This is a genomic window from Aeromonas sp. Y318-3 (assembly GCF_027706185.1).
Classification (GTDB): Bacteria; Pseudomonadota; Gammaproteobacteria; order Enterobacterales; family Aeromonadaceae; genus Aeromonas; species Aeromonas veronii.
Genome location: NZ_JAPDCN010000023.1, coordinates 51,207 through 67,423 on the forward strand (window position 1 = coordinate 51,207; position 16,217 = coordinate 67,423).

14 protein-coding genes, 6 tRNA genes and 1 pseudogene are annotated in these 16,217 nt (G+C 57.9%); 14 read left to right on the forward strand and 7 right to left on the reverse strand.

Annotation, left to right across the window (positions count from 1 at the left end; genetic code table 11):
* Positions 1-31: 31 nt before the first annotated feature.
* Complete coding sequence (locus tag OKB77_RS21910) at positions 32-502, reverse strand: glycine zipper 2TM domain-containing protein (protein ID WP_064338141.1); 471 nt, start codon at positions 500-502, stop codon at positions 32-34.
* A gap of 19 nt (positions 503-521) precedes the next feature.
* Between OKB77_RS21910 and aat the strand changes: the two genes are divergently transcribed.
* The 3 genes from aat to infA all read left to right on the forward strand — a co-directional run bounded on the left by aat (position 522) and on the right by infA (position 2,229).
* On the forward strand, positions 522-1,229 hold the full coding sequence (gene aat, locus OKB77_RS21915; protein WP_064338142.1) for a leucyl/phenylalanyl-tRNA--protein transferase: 708 nt from the start codon (positions 522-524) through the stop codon (positions 1,227-1,229).
* A complete protein-coding gene (locus OKB77_RS21920; protein WP_005351203.1) occupies positions 1,226-1,942 on the forward strand; it encodes an arginyltransferase in 717 nt (238 codons plus the stop codon). The genes aat and OKB77_RS21920 overlap by 4 nt, the downstream gene beginning before the upstream one ends.
* 68 nt (positions 1,943-2,010) lie before the next feature.
* Positions 2,011-2,229, forward strand: coding sequence for a translation initiation factor IF-1 (gene infA, locus OKB77_RS21925; protein WP_005300033.1), 219 nt, complete (start codon positions 2,011-2,013; stop codon positions 2,227-2,229).
* A gap of 68 nt (positions 2,230-2,297) precedes the next feature.
* On the opposite strand, the gene clpA is transcribed toward infA, so the two are convergent.
* Both clpA and clpS read right to left on the reverse strand, forming a co-directional pair.
* Positions 2,298-4,553 carry an ATP-dependent Clp protease ATP-binding subunit ClpA gene (gene clpA / locus OKB77_RS21930; protein WP_005337110.1) on the reverse strand — a complete coding sequence of 752 codons (2,256 nt, stop codon included), beginning with the start codon at positions 4,551-4,553 and terminating at the stop codon, positions 2,298-2,300.
* A gap of 59 nt (positions 4,554-4,612) precedes the next feature.
* A complete protein-coding gene (gene clpS / locus OKB77_RS21935; RefSeq protein WP_005337111.1) occupies positions 4,613-4,930 on the reverse strand; it encodes an ATP-dependent Clp protease adapter ClpS in 318 nt (105 codons plus the stop codon).
* 229 nt (positions 4,931-5,159) lie between these two features.
* Here clpS and cspD point away from each other — a divergent pair, with 229 nt between their 5' ends.
* Entirely contained in the window at positions 5,160-5,378 is a 219-nt protein-coding gene (gene cspD, locus OKB77_RS21940) for a cold shock-like protein CspD (protein ID WP_005300025.1), read from the forward strand.
* Positions 5,379-5,495: 117 nt separating this feature from the next.
* Here cspD and folD read toward each other — a convergent pair whose 3' ends face one another.
* Positions 5,496-6,350, reverse strand: a complete 855-nt coding sequence (gene folD, locus OKB77_RS21945; RefSeq protein ID WP_064338144.1) for a bifunctional methylenetetrahydrofolate dehydrogenase/methenyltetrahydrofolate cyclohydrolase FolD — start codon at positions 6,348-6,350, stop codon at positions 5,496-5,498.
* A 213-nt stretch (positions 6,351-6,563) separates the two neighbouring features.
* Between folD and OKB77_RS21950 the strand changes: the two genes are divergently transcribed.
* From OKB77_RS21950 to OKB77_RS21985, 8 genes and pseudogenes are all read left to right on the forward strand, one after another.
* Positions 6,564-6,640: transfer RNA gene (locus OKB77_RS21950), tRNA-Pro, on the forward strand.
* 37 nt (positions 6,641-6,677) lie between these two features.
* Positions 6,678-6,754: transfer RNA gene (locus OKB77_RS21955), tRNA-Arg, on the forward strand.
* Positions 6,755-6,806: 52 nt separating this feature from the next.
* A tRNA-His gene (locus OKB77_RS21960) sits at positions 6,807-6,882 on the forward strand.
* Between the two features lie 310 nt (positions 6,883-7,192).
* On the forward strand, positions 7,193-7,903 hold the full coding sequence (gene rstA, locus OKB77_RS21965) for a two-component system response regulator RstA (protein WP_199428074.1): 711 nt from the start codon (positions 7,193-7,195) through the stop codon (positions 7,901-7,903).
* 21 nt (positions 7,904-7,924) lie between these two features.
* A complete protein-coding gene (gene rstB / locus OKB77_RS21970; protein ID WP_199428075.1) occupies positions 7,925-9,250 on the forward strand; it encodes a two-component system sensor histidine kinase RstB in 1,326 nt (441 codons plus the stop codon).
* Positions 9,251-9,304: 54 nt separating this feature from the next.
* The gene (locus OKB77_RS21975) at positions 9,305-9,487 is read left to right on the forward strand and encodes a hypothetical protein (protein ID WP_005337116.1); all 183 of its coding nucleotides are present in this window, start codon (positions 9,305-9,307) and stop codon (positions 9,485-9,487) included.
* Between the two features lie 153 nt (positions 9,488-9,640).
* Positions 9,641-12,189: pseudogene (gene mprF / locus OKB77_RS21980) on the forward strand (bifunctional lysylphosphatidylglycerol flippase/synthetase MprF).
* Positions 12,190-12,200: 11 nt separating this feature from the next.
* Positions 12,201-12,923 carry an AcvB/VirJ family lysyl-phosphatidylglycerol hydrolase gene (locus OKB77_RS21985; RefSeq protein WP_270818495.1) on the forward strand — a complete coding sequence of 241 codons (723 nt, stop codon included), beginning with the start codon at positions 12,201-12,203 and terminating at the stop codon, positions 12,921-12,923.
* Between the two features lie 277 nt (positions 12,924-13,200).
* On the opposite strand, the gene OKB77_RS21990 is transcribed toward OKB77_RS21985, so the two are convergent.
* Positions 13,201-13,288: transfer RNA gene (locus tag OKB77_RS21990), tRNA-Ser, on the reverse strand.
* A gap of 183 nt (positions 13,289-13,471) precedes the next feature.
* On the reverse strand, positions 13,472-15,208 hold the full coding sequence (dauA, locus tag OKB77_RS21995) for a C4-dicarboxylic acid transporter DauA (protein ID WP_064338171.1): 1,737 nt from the start codon (positions 15,206-15,208) through the stop codon (positions 13,472-13,474).
* Positions 15,209-15,695: 487 nt separating this feature from the next.
* Between dauA and OKB77_RS22000 the strand changes: the two genes are divergently transcribed.
* Together OKB77_RS22000 and OKB77_RS22005 are read left to right on the forward strand one after the other, a co-directional pair.
* A tRNA-Asn gene (locus tag OKB77_RS22000) sits at positions 15,696-15,771 on the forward strand.
* A 4-nt stretch (positions 15,772-15,775) separates the two neighbouring features.
* Positions 15,776-15,851, forward strand: a tRNA-Asn gene (locus tag OKB77_RS22005).
* A gap of 202 nt (positions 15,852-16,053) precedes the next feature.
* On the opposite strand, the gene OKB77_RS22010 is transcribed toward OKB77_RS22005, so the two are convergent.
* A complete protein-coding gene (locus OKB77_RS22010) occupies positions 16,054-16,203 on the reverse strand; it encodes a DUF4113 domain-containing protein (protein ID WP_257710165.1) in 150 nt (49 codons plus the stop codon).
* Positions 16,204-16,217 lie beyond the last annotated feature (14 nt).

Here is a 16,217-nt window from a genome sequence, read left to right on the forward strand (position 1 = left end):
ACAGTCTCCCCATCACCATGACTATCGAAAGTCAGTAAGTCTTGTCGACCCGCACCCCATCATCGAAGTAGAGAATGCGCACCTTGTCCCCATTGGCAAAGACCATGGCGGGATCATAATCCTGGATCACGTTGATAAGGGCATTTTGCTCGTTGCGGATCAGCAGCTCCACCAACTTGTTTTCCACCACGGTTCCCTCGGACTGGTATTGCTGCGCAGCTGCAGCCCCCGCAAGCGCGCCGACGGCGGTGGCGATTTCACGGCCATGACCGCCGCCAAACTGGTTGCCCAGCAGACCGCCCAACACGGCACCACCAAGCGTCTTCCAGCCAGAGTGCTCGGACTCCAGGATCTGGCGCTGGGTAATATTGCGCACCGTTTCGACCTGACCAAACACCACCTGATTGACCGGCCGCGCGGTATTGCGCTGGTAGACCTCCGCCCCGGCGGGCGCCGTGACAAAGCAGAGCAAGCTGGATACTATCAGGATAATGGCCTTCATCTATGAACCTCGTTGCCTTATGTCTCGCTATCTTACCCAACTGGATGATGAGCTTTGCTGGTTTCCCGACCCCAGCCATGCGCTGGAAGAGCCCAACGGCTTGCTGGCGATCGGCGGGGATCTCTCCCCGGCCAGATTGCTGGCAGCTTATCACAAGGGGATCTTTCCGTGGAATGAACCCCACCAACCGACCCTGTGGTGGTCACCGGATCCCCGCGGGGTGATCCGTCCCGACCAACTCCATGTGGGGCGGACACTGCAGAAGATTATCCGCCGAACCCCATTCGATATTTCCGTCAATCGCGCCTTTAATGAAGTCATTACTGCCTGCGCCGCCCCTCGTCGCACTGCCGATGGCACCTGGATCAGCCAACCCATGATCGATGCCTACCAGCAGTTGCACCGGCTGGGTCATGCCCACTCTATCGAGATCTGGCAGGAGGGAGAGCTGCAAGCGGGACTGTATGGCCTCTCTATCGGCCGACTGTTTTGCGGTGAATCCATGTTCAGCCGGATTGATAACGGTGCCAAACTTGCCATGGTGGCACTCTGTCGCCACTTCGCCCGCCATCACGGCGCCCTCATCGATTGCCAGATGCAAAACCCGTTTCTGGCGACCCTGGGTATCGAGGAGTGGCCACGGGCCCGTTTTCTGGCTGAGCTCGCGCGCCTTGGCCATCAACCACTATTGGCTTCCTGCTGGCAAGAGGGGGAGATCAGCTTATGACTGAAGAAGTGATCCTCAAAGTAGGGCTGACCCCCAAGCATCCCTGCAGTTATCTGGACCATGAACAGGAGCAGTTGCTGGTGCTGATGGATCACAATCTGCTCAACGCCAACGGTTACGAACGATTGTTGACTGCCGGTTTTCGCCGCAGTGGCAACGACATCTATCGTCCCCACTGCCCGGCGTGCCATGCCTGCCAATCCCTTCGTATTCACAGTGAACACTTTCGTCCCAGCCGCGGCCAGAAGCGGATCCGCCAGCTCAACAGGGATATCGAGATCGTCCTGAGCTACGATGACAAACCCGAGTATTACCTGCTCTACGAACGCTATATCCGCGAACGCCACCACGATGGCAGCATGTATCCCCCCAACCGCAGCCAGTATCGCGGTTTTCTCCATTGTGACTGGATGCCGCCACTCTATCTGGAGATGCGCAAGGAGGGCCGTCTTATCGGCGTGGCCACCACAGACCTGCTACCCCACTCCTTGAGCGCCATGTACACCTTCTTCGATCCGGATTATGCCGATCGCTCCCTGGGCACCTTTGCCATCCTTTGCCAGCTCGATCTGGCCAGGCGAACCGGGCGAAGCTGGCTCTATCTTGGCTATCTGGTAGAGGCGTGTCGCAAGATGAATTACAAACGCAATTACCTCCCTCATGAGCTGTTAATTCAGGGGGAATGGAAAAATATCGACACCAAGCCCGAGTAAACTTTACACATAGCCTTAAATCCGGCATGATCCAGCGGTTTTTTGTTGTGGCTTATCAAGAGGATTCAATGGCTAAAGAAGACAGTATTGAGATGCAGGGCACTATTCTCGAAACCCTGCCCAATACCATGTTCCGTGTGGAACTGGAGAATGGTCACGTGGTTATCGCTCATATTTCAGGCAAGATGCGCAAAAACTACATTCGTATCCTGACTGGAGACAAAGTAACGGTAGCACTGACTCCCTACGATCTCTCCAAGGGACGTATTGTTTTCCGCTCTCGCTAAGCCAGGAATTCAGCAAAAAACCCCAACCTTTCGGTTGGGGTTTTTTGTCGTTTTCTGATCACTGACGCTTAGTGGGAAACAGCTTCAACATTGACCTGAAAATCAAAGCTGAGGCTGTCATTTACCAACTCAACCTTCACTATTCCCCCGTCAACCAGTGAACCGAACAGGATCTCGTTGGCCAGGGGTTTCTTGAGGTGCTCCTGGATTACCCGACCCATCGGTCTGGCGCCCATGGCTCTGTCATACCCCTTCTCCGCCAACCAGTGGCGAGCACGCTCGGACACCTCGAGAGAAACTCCCTTCGCATCCAGTTGAACCTGCAATTCGACAATGAACTTGTCGACCACCTGATGGATCACCGTCATATCCAGATGGTTGAACCAGATGGTGTGATCAAGCCGGTTGCGAAACTCCGGACTGAAGGTCTTGTTGATCACCGCCATGGCATCGTGGCTCAAATCCTGTTGCTGGAAGCCAATCGATTTACGCTGAGTCTCCTGCACACCTGCGTTGGTAGTCATGACCAAAATCACGTTACGGAAATCCGCCTTGCGCCCGTTGTTGTCGGTCAGGGTGCCGTTGTCCATCACCTGCAACAGCAGATTGAATACGTCCGGGTGAGCTTTCTCAATTTCGTCAAGCAACACGACGGAATGAGGATGCTTGATCACCGCATCAGTCAGCAGACCACCCTGCTCAAAACCGACATAGCCGGGAGGCGCACCAATCAGACGAGAGACGGTGTGACGCTCCATGTACTCGGACATATCAAAGCGCAGCATCTCGACACCCAGCGCCTTACCAAGCTGCTGGGTGACCTCGGTCTTGCCCACCCCGGTCGGACCAGCGAAGAGGAAGCACCCTACCGGGCGACGCTCGTTACCCAAACCTGAACGAGAGAGGCGAATCGCATCGGTCAGCACCTCGATGGCTTTATCCTGACCAAAAACCACCATCTTGAGATTGCGCTCCAGGTTCTTTAGCACCTCTTTATCCGAGGAAGAAACTGATTTCTCAGGAATGCGGGCGATCTTGGCTACGATGGACTCAATTTCTTGCACATTGATCACTTTCTTGCGCTTGCTCGCCGGCAGCAACCGCTGACCGGCACCCGCTTCGTCGATCACGTCGATCGCCTTGTCGGGTAAATGACGATCATTGATGTACTTGGCAGAGAGCTCGGCAGCTGCACGGATCGCCTTGGCGGTATAGCGCACGCCGTGGTGGGCTTCGTAGCGACTCTTGAGCCCCATCAGGATGCGCGTGGTGTCATCGATAGTCGGCTCAACAATATCGATCTTCTGGAAGCGACGGGCCAACGCACGGTCTTTCTCGAAGATCTGGGCGTACTCCTGATAAGTGGTGGATCCCACACAGCGGAGCAAACCATTGGAGAGCAGCGGCTTGATCAGGTTGGCCGCATCCAGCTGACCACCGGATGCCGCACCGGCACCAATGATGGTATGTATCTCGTCGATAAAGAGAATGGCCCCTTCCTGACGCTCAATCTGCTTGAGCAGTACCTTGAGGCGCTTCTCGAAATCACCACGGTATTTGGTGCCCGCCAGCAGAGACCCCATATCCAGCGAATAGATGGTACTGCCCGCAATCACCTCGGGGACATCCCCCTTGACGATTCGATAGGCCAGACCTTCGGCAATGGCGGTTTTACCCACGCCTGCTTCACCCACCAGCAGCGGGTTGTTCTTGCGACGGCGGCAGAGCACCTGAATGGTACGATTGAGCTCCTGATCACGGCCAATCAGCGGATCGATGCGCCCTTCCAGCACCAGCTGATTCAGGTTGGTGGCAAAGCTCTCTATCTGGGCGGCCGAAACATCATCATCAGACTCGGGATTGTTATTGCTGCCGAGATCCGGCTTGCTGTCCTTGCGAACCCCGTGGGAGAGGAAATTGACGACGTCGAGACGGCTGATCTCGGCTTTTTTCAGGAAATAGGCAGCTTGTGACTCCTGCTCACTGAAGATAGCGACCAGCACGTTGGCGCCGCTGACTTCGGTATTGCCGGAGGATTGCACATGGAAGACGGCACGCTGCAACACACGCTGGAAGCCCAGTGTCGGCTGGGTTTCACGATCTTCATCATCGCGCGGTATGAGCGGAGTAGTTTGGGTGATGAATGCGCGGATCTCCTTGCGCATCTGCTCAACATCGGCACCACAAGAGCTCAGCGCCTCATGGGCTGAACTGTTATCCAGAAGGGCTAACAACAGGTGCTCGACGGTCATGAATTCGTGGCGCTCGTCACGGGCCAGTTTGAAAGCCTCGTTCAGCGTCTTTTCTAGATCTTTATTCAACATAGGCACCTCCCCTAGTACAGCTACAATGTGGTGTCACACTCGCCATCAAGTCATCAGATTCAAGCCTTTTCCATAGTACAGAGCAGTGGATGTTCGTTGTTACGTGCATAGGTGTTGACCTGGACAACCTTGGTTTCGGCGATCTCTGCGGTAAACATGCCGCAGACACCCTTACCACTATAATGCACACTCAGCATGACCTGAGTCGCCTTGTCCAAATCCATACCAAAGAACTTTTGCAGCACCTCCACCACAAACTCCATGGGCGTGTAGTCATCGTTGTTCAACACAACCTTATACATGGGTGGCGGCTGCAGCTTTGTTTTCTCTGCTTCTGCAATCTCTTCATTAGCAAAGAGTTCTTTCTGCTTGCTCATAATCGCGCTTTGGTACCTCTAGATTACTACCGTCTAACACAAGGTTGTCAATAGACTTGTTAACCAGATCACATCAGCTGTTAACAACTTCTTGACTCGCTCAAAAGTTAGACTAGATTGGTTACTTGCTAATCTGTGCCCGTCTGCTATGGGCCCATGTCCCTAGTTATAAAGGGCTGGCGCAGGTTACTCAACGACTTCTGGGTAATCAATAAAAGGATGTAGAAGTATGGCAACCGGCACAGTTAAGTGGTTTAACAACGCAAAAGGATTTGGGTTTATCTGTCCGGAAGGGGGCGGTGAGGATATCTTCGCTCACTACTCCACGATTCAAATGGAGGGCTACAAGACCCTGAAAGCGGGTCAGGCTGTCAATTTTGAACTGCAACAGGGGCCGAAAGGAAATCACGCCTCTGTGATTGTGCCAAACGAAGCACAAAATATGTAAATAACGCCCGTTGGATAAATAAAAAACCGGTTCCTCTCTGAGCAACCGGTTTTTTATTGTCAGATTTCTGGCGAATCCTGCCTCCTCACGGGATCACAGGGTTATCACCAGCCATGATCAGTCGTGATATTCACTACAGGCGATCAGGGTATTTTCCATCAGGCTGGCGACCGTCATTGGGCCGACGCCACCGGGTACCGGGGTAATGAAGGCGGCATGGCTGCGCGCCGTCTCAAACTCCACATCCCCGACCAACGAGCCATCAGCCAAGCGATTGATGCCCACATCGATTACCAGTGCCCCCGGTTTGATCCACTCGCCAGGAATGAAGTTGGGCTTGCCGACAGCAACAACCAGCAGATCGGCACGGCGAACCTGCTCTTCCAGATCCCGCGTAAAACGGTGACAGGTCGTGGTTGTGCAGCCCGCCAGCAACAATTCGAGGGTCATGGGACGCCCCACTATGTTGGACGCTCCCACCACGACCGCATGCAGACCGTGCGTCTTCACGCCGGTGGTCTCGATCAGCGTCATGATCCCTTTCGGAGTGCAGGGGCGCAGCGCCGGAATACGTTGTGCCAGACGGCCGACGTTATACGGGTGGAATCCATCTACATCCTTGTCAGGCTGGATCCGCTCCAGCACCTGAGTGGTATCAAAGTGATCCGGCAACGGCAACTGAACCAAAATGCCATCTACGTGGCTATCCGCATTCAGCTGATCAATCAGCGCCAGCAGCTCTTCCTGACTGGCAGTGGCACTCAGGTCATAGGAGCGGGAGAGAAAACCCACCTCCTCACATGCCCGGCGTTTGCTGCCGACATAGACCTGAGAGGCGGGATCCGCCCCCACCAGAATGACTGCCAGCCCTGGAGCCCGTTTCCCTGCCGCCAACCGCTGTTGGACTTGCGCCGCGACCTGGCTGCGAATCGTTTGCGCAACCTGTTTTCCATCTATGATTTTGGCAGACATCGTTCTCCACTCACCATGTGTTCAACTGCCGCGCATTGTCGCATTTTTTTAGCCGGGATGTTAGCGGCAGACGCACACCAGACCTGTAGCGGGCAATAAGTAGGCACTTGAATTTACTGGGGGAAAAAGTCGTTGACGCTGCCCCTTACGCTTGGCTATGATGCCCGCCCGTTGCCCAGTACGACTCTTGTCGATATGCTGGTCAGGGATTTTCGGTGATTAGCGCAGTCCGGTAGCGCATCTGGTTTGGGACCAGAGGGTCAAAGGTTCGAATCCTTTATCACCGACCATGTTCATCGACTCGTCCCTAAGACGTGTTGATACAAAGCGCCCTTAGCTCAGTTGGATAGAGCAACGGCCTTCTAAGCCGTGGGTCGCAGGTTCGAATCCTGCAGGGCGCGCCATTGATACTCTCCTTTTCTTCTGGATTGGCGAGTGTTGATGAAGATTTTAGTGGTGGCTGTAGCTCAGTTGGTAGAGTCCCGGATTGTGATTCCGGTTGTCGTGGGTTCGAGCCCCATCAGCCACCCCATTATTCTGTCGATAATCGCCGCAAGGTGATGTCCATCGACCTGGTGCAGTGACTTCTGGTCTGCTCCACGAAAAACCGGCCTTGGCCGGTTTTTTTGTTTTGCGCTCCACAGCGCCTTGCCTTGTCTGCAAGGTCATCCTCCAGCTCGATAAACGCGGCTCCGCCCATTTGTCACGATGGCTTCTCCCCATCGATGACACAGCCACGCTCCCCCGCACATCAGCCTGCCCGGTTCTTTTTCTGTATTTCCCAAGCGCCATTGATATGCTGATCGCTCTTCTTCTCTCCTGCTTTCCGTTGGAGCTTTTCTATGCAACGCATTCTTTTTGTCGAAGATGATCCCGAGATTGGCCAGCTCATCAGCAGTTGGCTCGGTCGCCACGATATGGACGTGATCCTCGAGCCCAGAGGGGACATGGCGCTGGCCCGGGTCGAGGCCGAACAGCCCGATCTGGTGCTGCTCGATATCATGCTGCCAGGGCAAGATGGCATGTCCCTCTGTCGGGATCTGCGGCCGCGCTTCGACGGCCCCATCGTGATGCTCACCTCGCTTGATAGCGACATGAACCAGATCCTGAGTCTGGAGCTGGGTGCCAACGACTACATCCTTAAAACCACCCCGCCCCCCGTGCTGCTGGCCCGACTTCGGGTGCAGTTTCGTCAGCACCAGCAAACATCAACTCAACCTGCCGCCACCAGCAGTGCTCCCCAGCAGCTGCAATTTGGTCGGCTGCGGGTGGATGGTCCGGGACGAGATGTGCGCCTCGATGGCGAGAGCATTGCCCTCTCGACCGCCGACTTTGATCTGCTGTGGGAACTCGCTTGTCACGCGGGCCAAATCTTGAGTCGGGAAGCCCTCTTTCGCAGCTTGCGCGGCCGGGAGTACGACGGTCAGGATCGCAGCATGGATGTGGCCATCTCCCGCCTGCGCCGCAAACTGGGTGATAACCCCGACAACCCGGCCCGGATCAAGACAGTGCGTCAGAAAGGCTACCTCTTCGTCCCCCACGCCTGGGAATAACCCTCTTTCGGGAGCACCGCCATGCGCCGTCTCTTTATCCAGTTCTATCTGTTGCTGATAGGCTGCTTCACCCTCGCCATCCTGCTGGTGGGTGTGGTCTATCAGGTGACCGCCGAACGGGCGGGTGATCGCTATCTCGAACGCATGATGCAGGGATCCCTTGGCCTGTTGACCGGCGAGTTGGCAAGAACCCCGCCCGAGCGCTGGCCCGCTCGTCTGGCCGAGCAGAGCAGTCAGTTTACCCTCCCCCTCAAGATCGGCGAGCTGGTGCGCCAGCCCCTGACCAGCGAGGATCAGGCCTTTCTGGCCGCCGGCAATATTGTCATCGTCGAGGAGGATGACACCTTCCTGCAGCGCATCCCCGATACCGATCGGGTGCTGATTGTCGGCCCTGTACCCTACCTCTCTTACCTGCACGAGCTGCACTGGGTCGATATAGGGCTGTTGCTGGTGATCGGCCTATCCCTCGGACTGCCCATTCTGCTCTGGTTGCGTCCCCACTGGCGGGGTTTGCAGCAGTTGGAGCAGACCGCCCGTCGCGTAGGCGATGGGGATCTCTCCTGCCGAACCAATCTGCCACCGGGCAGCAGTCTGGTCCGGGTGGGACGCACCTTCGATCAAATGGCGACCCAATTGCAGGCCATGATTGCCAGCCGCAAGCAACTGACCGATGCCATCGCCCACGAGTTGCGCACCCCGCTGGTCCGGTTGCGCTATCGGCTTGCCATGCTCGATCCTGCCCCTGCCGAGCAGGAGCAGCAGGCGCTGGAGCGAGATCTGGGAGCGCTGGACGCCCTGATCGAAGAGATGCTCACCTACGCCAAGCTGGACAGGCCGGAGTTGCCGTTGCAACAGGACGAGCTGGAGCTCAGCCACTGGGCACAAGTGCATCTCGGCGACTGGCAAGCGCTGGCCCCCGAAAAGAAGCTCACCCTCGATCTGCCGCCACGTCACATGCCCTGGTGCGGCGATCAGCGTCTGCTGACGCGCGCGGTGGAGAACCTGATCGGCAATGCTCTGCGCTACGCCGAGAGCGAGGTTACCCTCTCCATCTCGCGGCTGCAGGAGAACTATCTGCTGGAGGTGAGCGACGATGGGCCGGGGATCGATCCGGCGCTGGCGCCCCAGATCTTCGAACCATTCGTACGCCTTGATCAGAGCCGGGATCGTCGCACCGGCGGCACCGGGTTGGGGCTGGCCATCGTGCGCAGCATTGCCCGTCATCACGGAGGGGATGTGGCGCTGCTGGCCAGTGACCACGGCGCCCGCTTCTGCCTCACCCTGCCTGTACATTTGGATACAAACCGTCACCAACCGCTCACTGAAGGGCCGCCGCAACCGTCATAGGATGACTGTCATGGAGAACGCTCCATAACATCAACCCGAATAAGGAAATTGAACATGAAAAAGATCATTCCCCTGACCCTGGCTGCCGTCTTCGCCCTCACCTCCGGTTTCACCATGGCGGCCACCCCGACCAAGACAGCCACACCGCAGGCGACCCAGACCAAGGTGGTGAAAAAACACCATAAAGCCACCCACGCCAAGACCCCTGCCGTCAAAGTCGCACCGAAAACCAAGTGATCCAACCGGTCACTGGATAGCACAGAGGGAGGCTGACGCCTCCCTTTCCATCTCTTCCCGAAATTTTCCTGACGAGCGCCTCCCTCGTCCAAACCGGATCCACGACCCGGCTCCCCCTTTGCGGGAAACGGTCAATGACCACAGGAACATGGCATGTGGCGTCATCTGCTTAAATGGCTAGGCCCCTTGTGCAGCTTGCTGCTGCTCGGCACCGCACTGACCGTGCTGTATCACCTGACTCAGGCATGGCACTGGCACGATATTCGTGTGGCCATCTGGTCCCAACCCCTGCAGAGACTGGCGGGCGCCCTATTGCTGACCCTGCTCAGTTATGGTTGCCTCTGTAGCTATGACATGCTGGCGCTCCATGCGCTGGGCAAGCACCTTCCCTGGCAACAGGTCAGCATCACCTCCTTTATCGCCTACACCTTCTCCAACACCCTGGGATTTGCCCTGCTGACCGGCACCTCGGTACGCTATCGCCTTTACTCCGCACTGGGGCTCGCCACCGGGGAAGTGGCCCGCGTGGTGCTGTTCTGCTCCATCACCTTCTTCCTCGGCCTGCTGGCGTGGGGAGGGGGCGCCCTAGTGACCTGCGATGTATCACAGCTGCTGCCTGACTGGCCGCAATGGGCAGATACCCTGCTCAGGCTGGCGGGCGTCATGGCTCTGCTGTTGGTGGCCTGCTACCTCTGCTGGCCCACACACCGTCTCTCCTGGCGAATACACACGCTGACCCTGCCCGGCTTCAAGGTTCGTCTGTTGCAGCTGCTGGTCGCGCTGGCCGACTGGATGGCCGCCGCCGCCGTGCTGTTTGTGCTGTTGCCTGCAGATAGCGTCCCCTACCCCGTGCTGCTCAGTGCCTTCGTGCTGGCCAGCTTCCTCGGGGTGCTGGCCCACGTGCCGGGCGGGATTGGGTGTTCGAAGCGAGCATGAGCCTGTTGCTGGCTAACTATCTGCCAACCGACAAGCTGCTCGCCTCGCTGCTGCTCTATCGCTGCATCTATTACCTGCTTCCCTTTCTCTGTGCCCTGCTGCTCTTTGCGAGTCAGGAGATGCTGCAACAAAAAGCGCGCTGGCAGCGGCTACAGGGGCTGATGAGCGCAGTGCGCGAATTTCTTCCCGCCCTTATCAGCATGGGAACCTTCGCCGCCGGTAGCCTGCTGCTCTGCTCGGGCATGATCCCGACCATGCGCAGCCACATCGAAGTGTGGCTGCAGGTGTTACCGCTCCATCTGCTGGAGCTCTCCCACGTGCTCGGCAGTGTGAGCGGTATCCTCCTGATCCTGCTGGCGCGCAGCCTCTACCGCCGTCACGACGCCGCGTTTCGCATCACCCAGCTACTGCTGGCACTGGGGATCGCCTTCTCCCTGCTCAAGGGCGGCGACTGGGAGTCCGCCCTGCTGCTCGGCAGCTTCCTGCTCATCATGACCCCCTGCCGCTCCCTCTTCTATCGCAAGGGGTCGCTGCTCTATCCCCAGTACACCCCAGGCTGGCTCATTTCAGTCGGCGCCGTGCTGCTGGGTGCGCTGTGGCTGCTGCTCTTCTCCTACCGTCAGGTGGAGTATGACCACGCCCTCTGGTTCCACTTCTCGCCCCACGGCGGGGCTGCCCGCGGCCTGCGCGCCATGGGGAGTGTAGTGGCCGTGCTGGCCGTTGCGGGGGTTGCCCAGCTGCTTGCGCCGCTGCGCATGGTCGGTGAAAAGCCGGACAAGGAGACGCTTACGCGCGCTCAGGAGCTGGTGGTGCGCGAAGGGGGGCTCCACGGCTACCTGGCCCAGTTGCAGGACAAGTCCCTGCTGTTCCATCCCGCTGGTGACGCCTTCCTGATGTATGGCATCGAGGGCAGCAGCTGGATTGTGATGGGGGATCCCATCGGTCGCCCCGAACAGATCGAAGAGCTGCTCTGGCAATTTCGCGAGCGATGCGACGAGCACGACGCCAACCCGGTCTTTTATCAGGTCTCGGCCCGCTATCTTCCGCTCTATCTGGAGCTGGGGCTGATCCCCTTCAAGCTCGGTGAAGAGGCGATGGTCGATCTGGCTACCTTCGATCTGGCGGGCAGCCGCCTGCGCAACCTGCGCCAGAGCCACGCCAAGGGCAAACGGGAAGGGTTGACCTTCGAGGTGGTCGAGGCAAGTGCCGTGGCCCCCCTGCTGCCCAGATTGCAGACCGTCTCCGATATCTGGCTGCAGAGCAAGATGGGCAAGGAGAAGGGCTTCTCGGTCGGCCGTTTCGAGCCTGACTACCTGACCTTGAGCCCGGCTGCGCTGGTGTGGCACGAGGGGCAGATCGTCGGCTTTGCCAACCTCTGGGTGAGCGATAACAAGGAGATGCTCTCCATCGATCTGATGCGCTACAGCCTAGATACCGGCACCGCCCCCATCATGGATTTTCTCTTTGTCGAGCTGCTGCTGTGGGGCAAGGCGCAGGAGTACGCCAGCTTCAATCTGGGGATGGCCCCCATGTCCGGCTTCAACGATCATCCGCTCAACAGCTACTGGGCCCGCCTTGGCAATACCCTGTTTGTGCGTGGCAGCCGTTTTTACAACTTTCAGGGGCTCAGACGCTACAAGGAGAAATTTTCGCCCCGCTGGGAACCCCGCTACCTGCTCTGCGGCAGCAAGCTGGTACTGCCCAGAACCCTGACTCACCTGATCACCCTGATTAGCCGCGGCCCGCTGGGGCTGATCAAGAAATAGGAGCATGGCCAATGAGAGCCCTGATATTGCTGTTACTCAGTCTCGTACTGCCCGTTTCATCTTTTGCGGCGCACGCCGCCCAAGTCAAGGATGACCTGAGCCTGATTGAGCTGCCGGTCAAGCAGCCATCCAACGCCCCCATGGTGATCTTTCTCAGCGGCGATGGTGGCTGGGCGGCCCTCGACAAGGGGTTGAGCGCCCAGTTTCAGCTGCACGGCATGCCGGTCGTGGGCTGGAGCTCCCTCACCTACTACTGGAAGAAGAAAACCCCGGAGCAGGTGACCGCCGATCTGGAGCGGATCCTCGATGATTATCAGGCCCGCTGGCAACACCCCCGCTGGCTGCTGGTCGGTTTCTCGTTTGGTGCCGAGATTGTCCCATTCGTCATCAACCGGTTGCCGGAGCACTATCGTCAAGGGCTGGTCGGGGCCGTGATGCTCTCCCCCTCCACCAGCTCGGATTTCGAGATCCACGTCAGCGACATGCTGACCCACAAGGCCCGCAGCTACCCGACCGAACCGCAGGTGAAAACCATCCGGGATCTGCCGATGGTCTGCCTGCAAGGTGCCGATGATGATGACGACGACCGCCTCTGCCCCCATCTCAACCAACCCAACGTCACGACCGTCACCCTGCCGGGTGGCCACCACTTTGAGGATGATTACCCGGTGCTCTATCAGGCCATCACCAAGCATCTGAACCTGCCCCCGGATCCGCAGCCTGTGGAGCATTAACCAGTATCACCACGGAATGCCTTTCAAGTACCGAGCAGGGCAAATCAGCGAGCAATGAAAAGGGCCTCTCTTGCGAGAGGCCCTTTAACTGAATTCGACAGCAAGTTTGACAGGATCAGGCTTGGGTTCGGCAACAAGATCATTGCGGCTATTGGCCAATCGGCTCAACCAGATGCTGGGCTATCAACAATGAGGATTTGCAGTCCTATGCTGACAACCGCTCGGGATTGCGCCAGAAAGCAAAAAGCCCTGATGTTTCCATCAGGGCTTTGCAATTTGGCGGTGAGGGAGGGATTCGAACCCTCGATACGTTGCCGTATACACACTTTCCAGGCGTGCTCCTTCAGCCACTCGGACACCTCACCAAATTTTTGCTCACTGCTTTATGTGCTTGAGCTGCACATTCGCTGGCGGACCATGCCGCGGCGACGGGGCGTAATGTAAGGGATACGATGGCTTTTGGTCAATGCAATTTTTTACTTTTTGCGTTCGTTTGCTCAATATCCGAACCAAGTGACCAAAAATATGCCGTTTCGTATCCCTTTCAATCAATTTACTGCCGCTTCGTGCAAATGTTCACCTTTGAGCGCCTCTTCCAGCGAGCCGTAAAATTCCAGCTTGCCGGGCTGCGGCCGTACCTTGGCGCGTGCCAGGGTCTTGAGCGGTTGGAACTGCAACTCGGCCACCCGCAACTCGACACCGGCTTTAGCCATCTGCTTGCCAAAGTGGAGGAAGGCAGACAGGCCGCCCGCATCGAGGATGGAAACCGCCTCCATCTGCAACACCAGCACCTGGTGCCCTTTCACTTGTGATTCCAGCTCGGCAAAGACCCGTTCGGCCGCTGCGAAGAAGAGCGGGCCGTTGATCTTGTAGAGCAGGCCGTTGTCCGGCACCTCGTGGGCATAGCGTTTGTGCTCGGCCAAATCGTGCAGTTTGGTCATCTTGGCGATTTCGCGCATAAAGAGCAGGGAGGCCAGGATCACCCCGAAAGTGATGGCGATGACCATGTCGAAAATGACGGTGAGCGACAGGCAGACCAGCAGCACCAGCACATCGGATTTGGGCGCGCGACGGATCAGCTCCACCACCTTGTGCGCTTCACTCATGTTCCAAGCCACGATGAGCAGCAAGGCAGCCATGGCCGAGAGCGGCAACCAGGAGAGCCAGGGGGCCAGTACCAGAATGGCGGCCAGCACCACCAGCGCATGGACGATCCCCGAGATGGGGGACGTAGCACCGGCACGCACGTTGGCGGCAGAGCGGGCGATGGCGGCGGTGGCGGTAATGCCGCCAAAGAAGGGGGCGAAGATGTTGCCAAGCCCCTGCCCCACCAGCTCGGCGTTGGAGCTATGTTTGCGACCGGTCATGCCGTCGAGCACCACGGCGCAGAGCAGCGACTCGATCGCCCCCAGCATCGCCATGGAGAAGGCGGCAGGCAGCAGCCGCTCAACAGCCGCCAGGTTCCATTCAACCGGCAAGCCATCCGGTCCGGGCAAGGCCCAGGGCATCACCAGGGTCGGCGCGATGGGCGGGATCCCCATCCCCTGGGTGCCATCGGCCAGGGTATAGCTGAACTTGCTGCCGATGGTAGCCACATCCACCCCAAAGTAATGGAGGCCAAAACCCAGACCCACCCCGACCAGCACCGCGGGCAAGTGGCCGGGCACAGGCAGACGCAGGCGCGGCCAGAGCAGCAGCACGGCCAGCGTTGCGACCCCCACCAGGGTATCGCCCCACTGCCAGCTTGGCAGGGCGGCGGCCAGCGCCTCGACCTTGCCCAGATAGGTTTCCGGCATCTCGGGCACGCTTAGGCCAAAGAAGTCCTTGATCTGCAAGGTGGCGATCACGATGGCGATACCACCGGTAAAGCCCAGTGTCACTGACGGGGGAATGTACTCGATAAGGCGGCCAAGACGGGCCATCCCCATCGCCACCAGAAAGAGGCCTGAGATGAGCGTCGCCATCAACAGACCGCCAACCCCGAACTGCTGGGCGACCGGGTAGAGGATCACTACAAAGGCAGCGGTCGGGCCGGAGATGGAGTAGCGGGAGCCACCGGTCACGGCGATCACGATACCGGCAATGATGGCGGTATAGAGACCGTGTTGCGGCGGTACACCGCTGGCGATGGCCAGTGCCATGGCGAGCGGGATGGCGATGATGCCCACCGTCACACCGGCGATAAGATCACGGCCGAAGCGGGCCATGCTGTAGGGTTCATCAATACAGGACTGGCGTAAGGCTATGGCGAGCTTCACGCTATTTAAAGAGGCTTGCTTGTGCATGTATATCGTAATACCAGAAGAGGGAGATAAAGGCCGGAGAGATCCGGCGCCCGATCATCATCAAGGGCCGGCAGGGCTGTCGACGCGGCGATGGTATCCTGCGTAACCTTACTCCAGACGGGCCATTTTTTCGATGGGCAGGATCAATGAAACGCGCGCTCACCCATTATTTGGCCTATTTGCCGCCAAATCGCCGATCTTGGCTCCTGCTCTCCCCCTTTTTGCCACAAAGATTACCATTTGAGCCTCGCCTGGTTACCAGCACGTTCGCGACATCATGCTGGCATCATCAGGTTGATGCGAACCGAGCCAATAACCCCTGCGTCGGTTGGGGGCGGTGATGGCAAGAGACTGATTGTGCTGAAAATAAACCGCAAAGCACAACTTTTGGGCAAACAGTCCGAAAATCCGGTTTTCGGGAAATTCACGGGTTGACACCCGCCGCCCTGGTCATTAATATTCGCCCCGTCTTAACGAGACAGGCAATTCCTCCTTAGTTCAGTCGGTAGAACGGCGGACTGTTAATCCGTATGTCACTGGTTCAAGTCCAGTAGGAGGAGCCACTTTTCCCTCGTAGTTCAGTCGGTAGAACGGCGGACTGTTAATCCGTATGTCACAGGTTCAAGTCCTGTCGAGGGAGCCACATTTGAAGCCCAGTTTTCGAGCTGGGCTTTTTCATATCCATCTCTCCATTGTTTCAAGCTGAGCCAGCTCCCCCTCACCGCTTGCTCTGCCACATTCCCCTCGCAGTGAACGATCCACTCTCCCTGTTTTCTCTCAACTCAAATTCGACTAACTTCCAAAACGTCCAACTACAGCCAAGTAGCAGGTTCCTTGTGCCTTGGTTACCTCGCCACCGGCAGGTCCTCCCAGCGTGTGGTGTAACAGGGGCTCAGGTGCTCTTGTCGCATCATCCACTCAGGCGACCCCGTGCCTTGGCTGGCAAAGCCTACGCGCCCCAATCCCTTGGCTTTGATCTGGTCCATCACTGCCATCAGCGCGTCCGATT

What these genes read in the sequence shown, in the direction of transcription:
- dauA (WP_064338171.1), bottom strand. Translation starts at nt 15,208, where the DNA reads ATGCACAAGCAAGCCTCTTTAAATAGCGTGAAGCTCGCCATAGCCTTA.
- rstB (WP_199428075.1), top strand. Translation starts at nt 7,925, where the DNA reads ATGCGCCGTCTCTTTATCCAGTTCTATCTGTTGCTGATAGGCTGCTTC.
- infA (WP_005300033.1), top strand. Translation starts at nt 2,011, where the DNA reads ATGGCTAAAGAAGACAGTATTGAGATGCAGGGCACTATTCTCGAAACC.
- cspD (WP_005300025.1), top strand. Translation starts at nt 5,160, where the DNA reads ATGGCAACCGGCACAGTTAAGTGGTTTAACAACGCAAAAGGATTTGGG.
- aat (WP_064338142.1), top strand. Translation starts at nt 522, where the DNA reads ATGTCTCGCTATCTTACCCAACTGGATGATGAGCTTTGCTGGTTTCCC.
- OKB77_RS21985 (WP_270818495.1), top strand. Translation starts at nt 12,201, where the DNA reads ATGAGAGCCCTGATATTGCTGTTACTCAGTCTCGTACTGCCCGTTTCA.
- rstA (WP_199428074.1), top strand. Translation starts at nt 7,193, where the DNA reads ATGCAACGCATTCTTTTTGTCGAAGATGATCCCGAGATTGGCCAGCTC.
- OKB77_RS21975 (WP_005337116.1), top strand. Translation starts at nt 9,305, where the DNA reads ATGAAAAAGATCATTCCCCTGACCCTGGCTGCCGTCTTCGCCCTCACC.
- OKB77_RS22010 (WP_257710165.1), bottom strand. Translation starts at nt 16,203, where the DNA reads ATGGCAGTGATGGACCAGATCAAAGCCAAGGGATTGGGGCGCGTAGGC.
- OKB77_RS21910 (WP_064338141.1), bottom strand. Translation starts at nt 502, where the DNA reads ATGAAGGCCATTATCCTGATAGTATCCAGCTTGCTCTGCTTTGTCACG.
- clpS (WP_005337111.1), bottom strand. Translation starts at nt 4,930, where the DNA reads ATGAGCAAGCAGAAAGAACTCTTTGCTAATGAAGAGATTGCAGAAGCA.
- clpA (WP_005337110.1), bottom strand. Translation starts at nt 4,553, where the DNA reads ATGTTGAATAAAGATCTAGAAAAGACGCTGAACGAGGCTTTCAAACTG.
- OKB77_RS21920 (WP_005351203.1), top strand. Translation starts at nt 1,226, where the DNA reads ATGACTGAAGAAGTGATCCTCAAAGTAGGGCTGACCCCCAAGCATCCC.
- folD (WP_064338144.1), bottom strand. Translation starts at nt 6,350, where the DNA reads ATGTCTGCCAAAATCATAGATGGAAAACAGGTTGCGCAAACGATTCGC.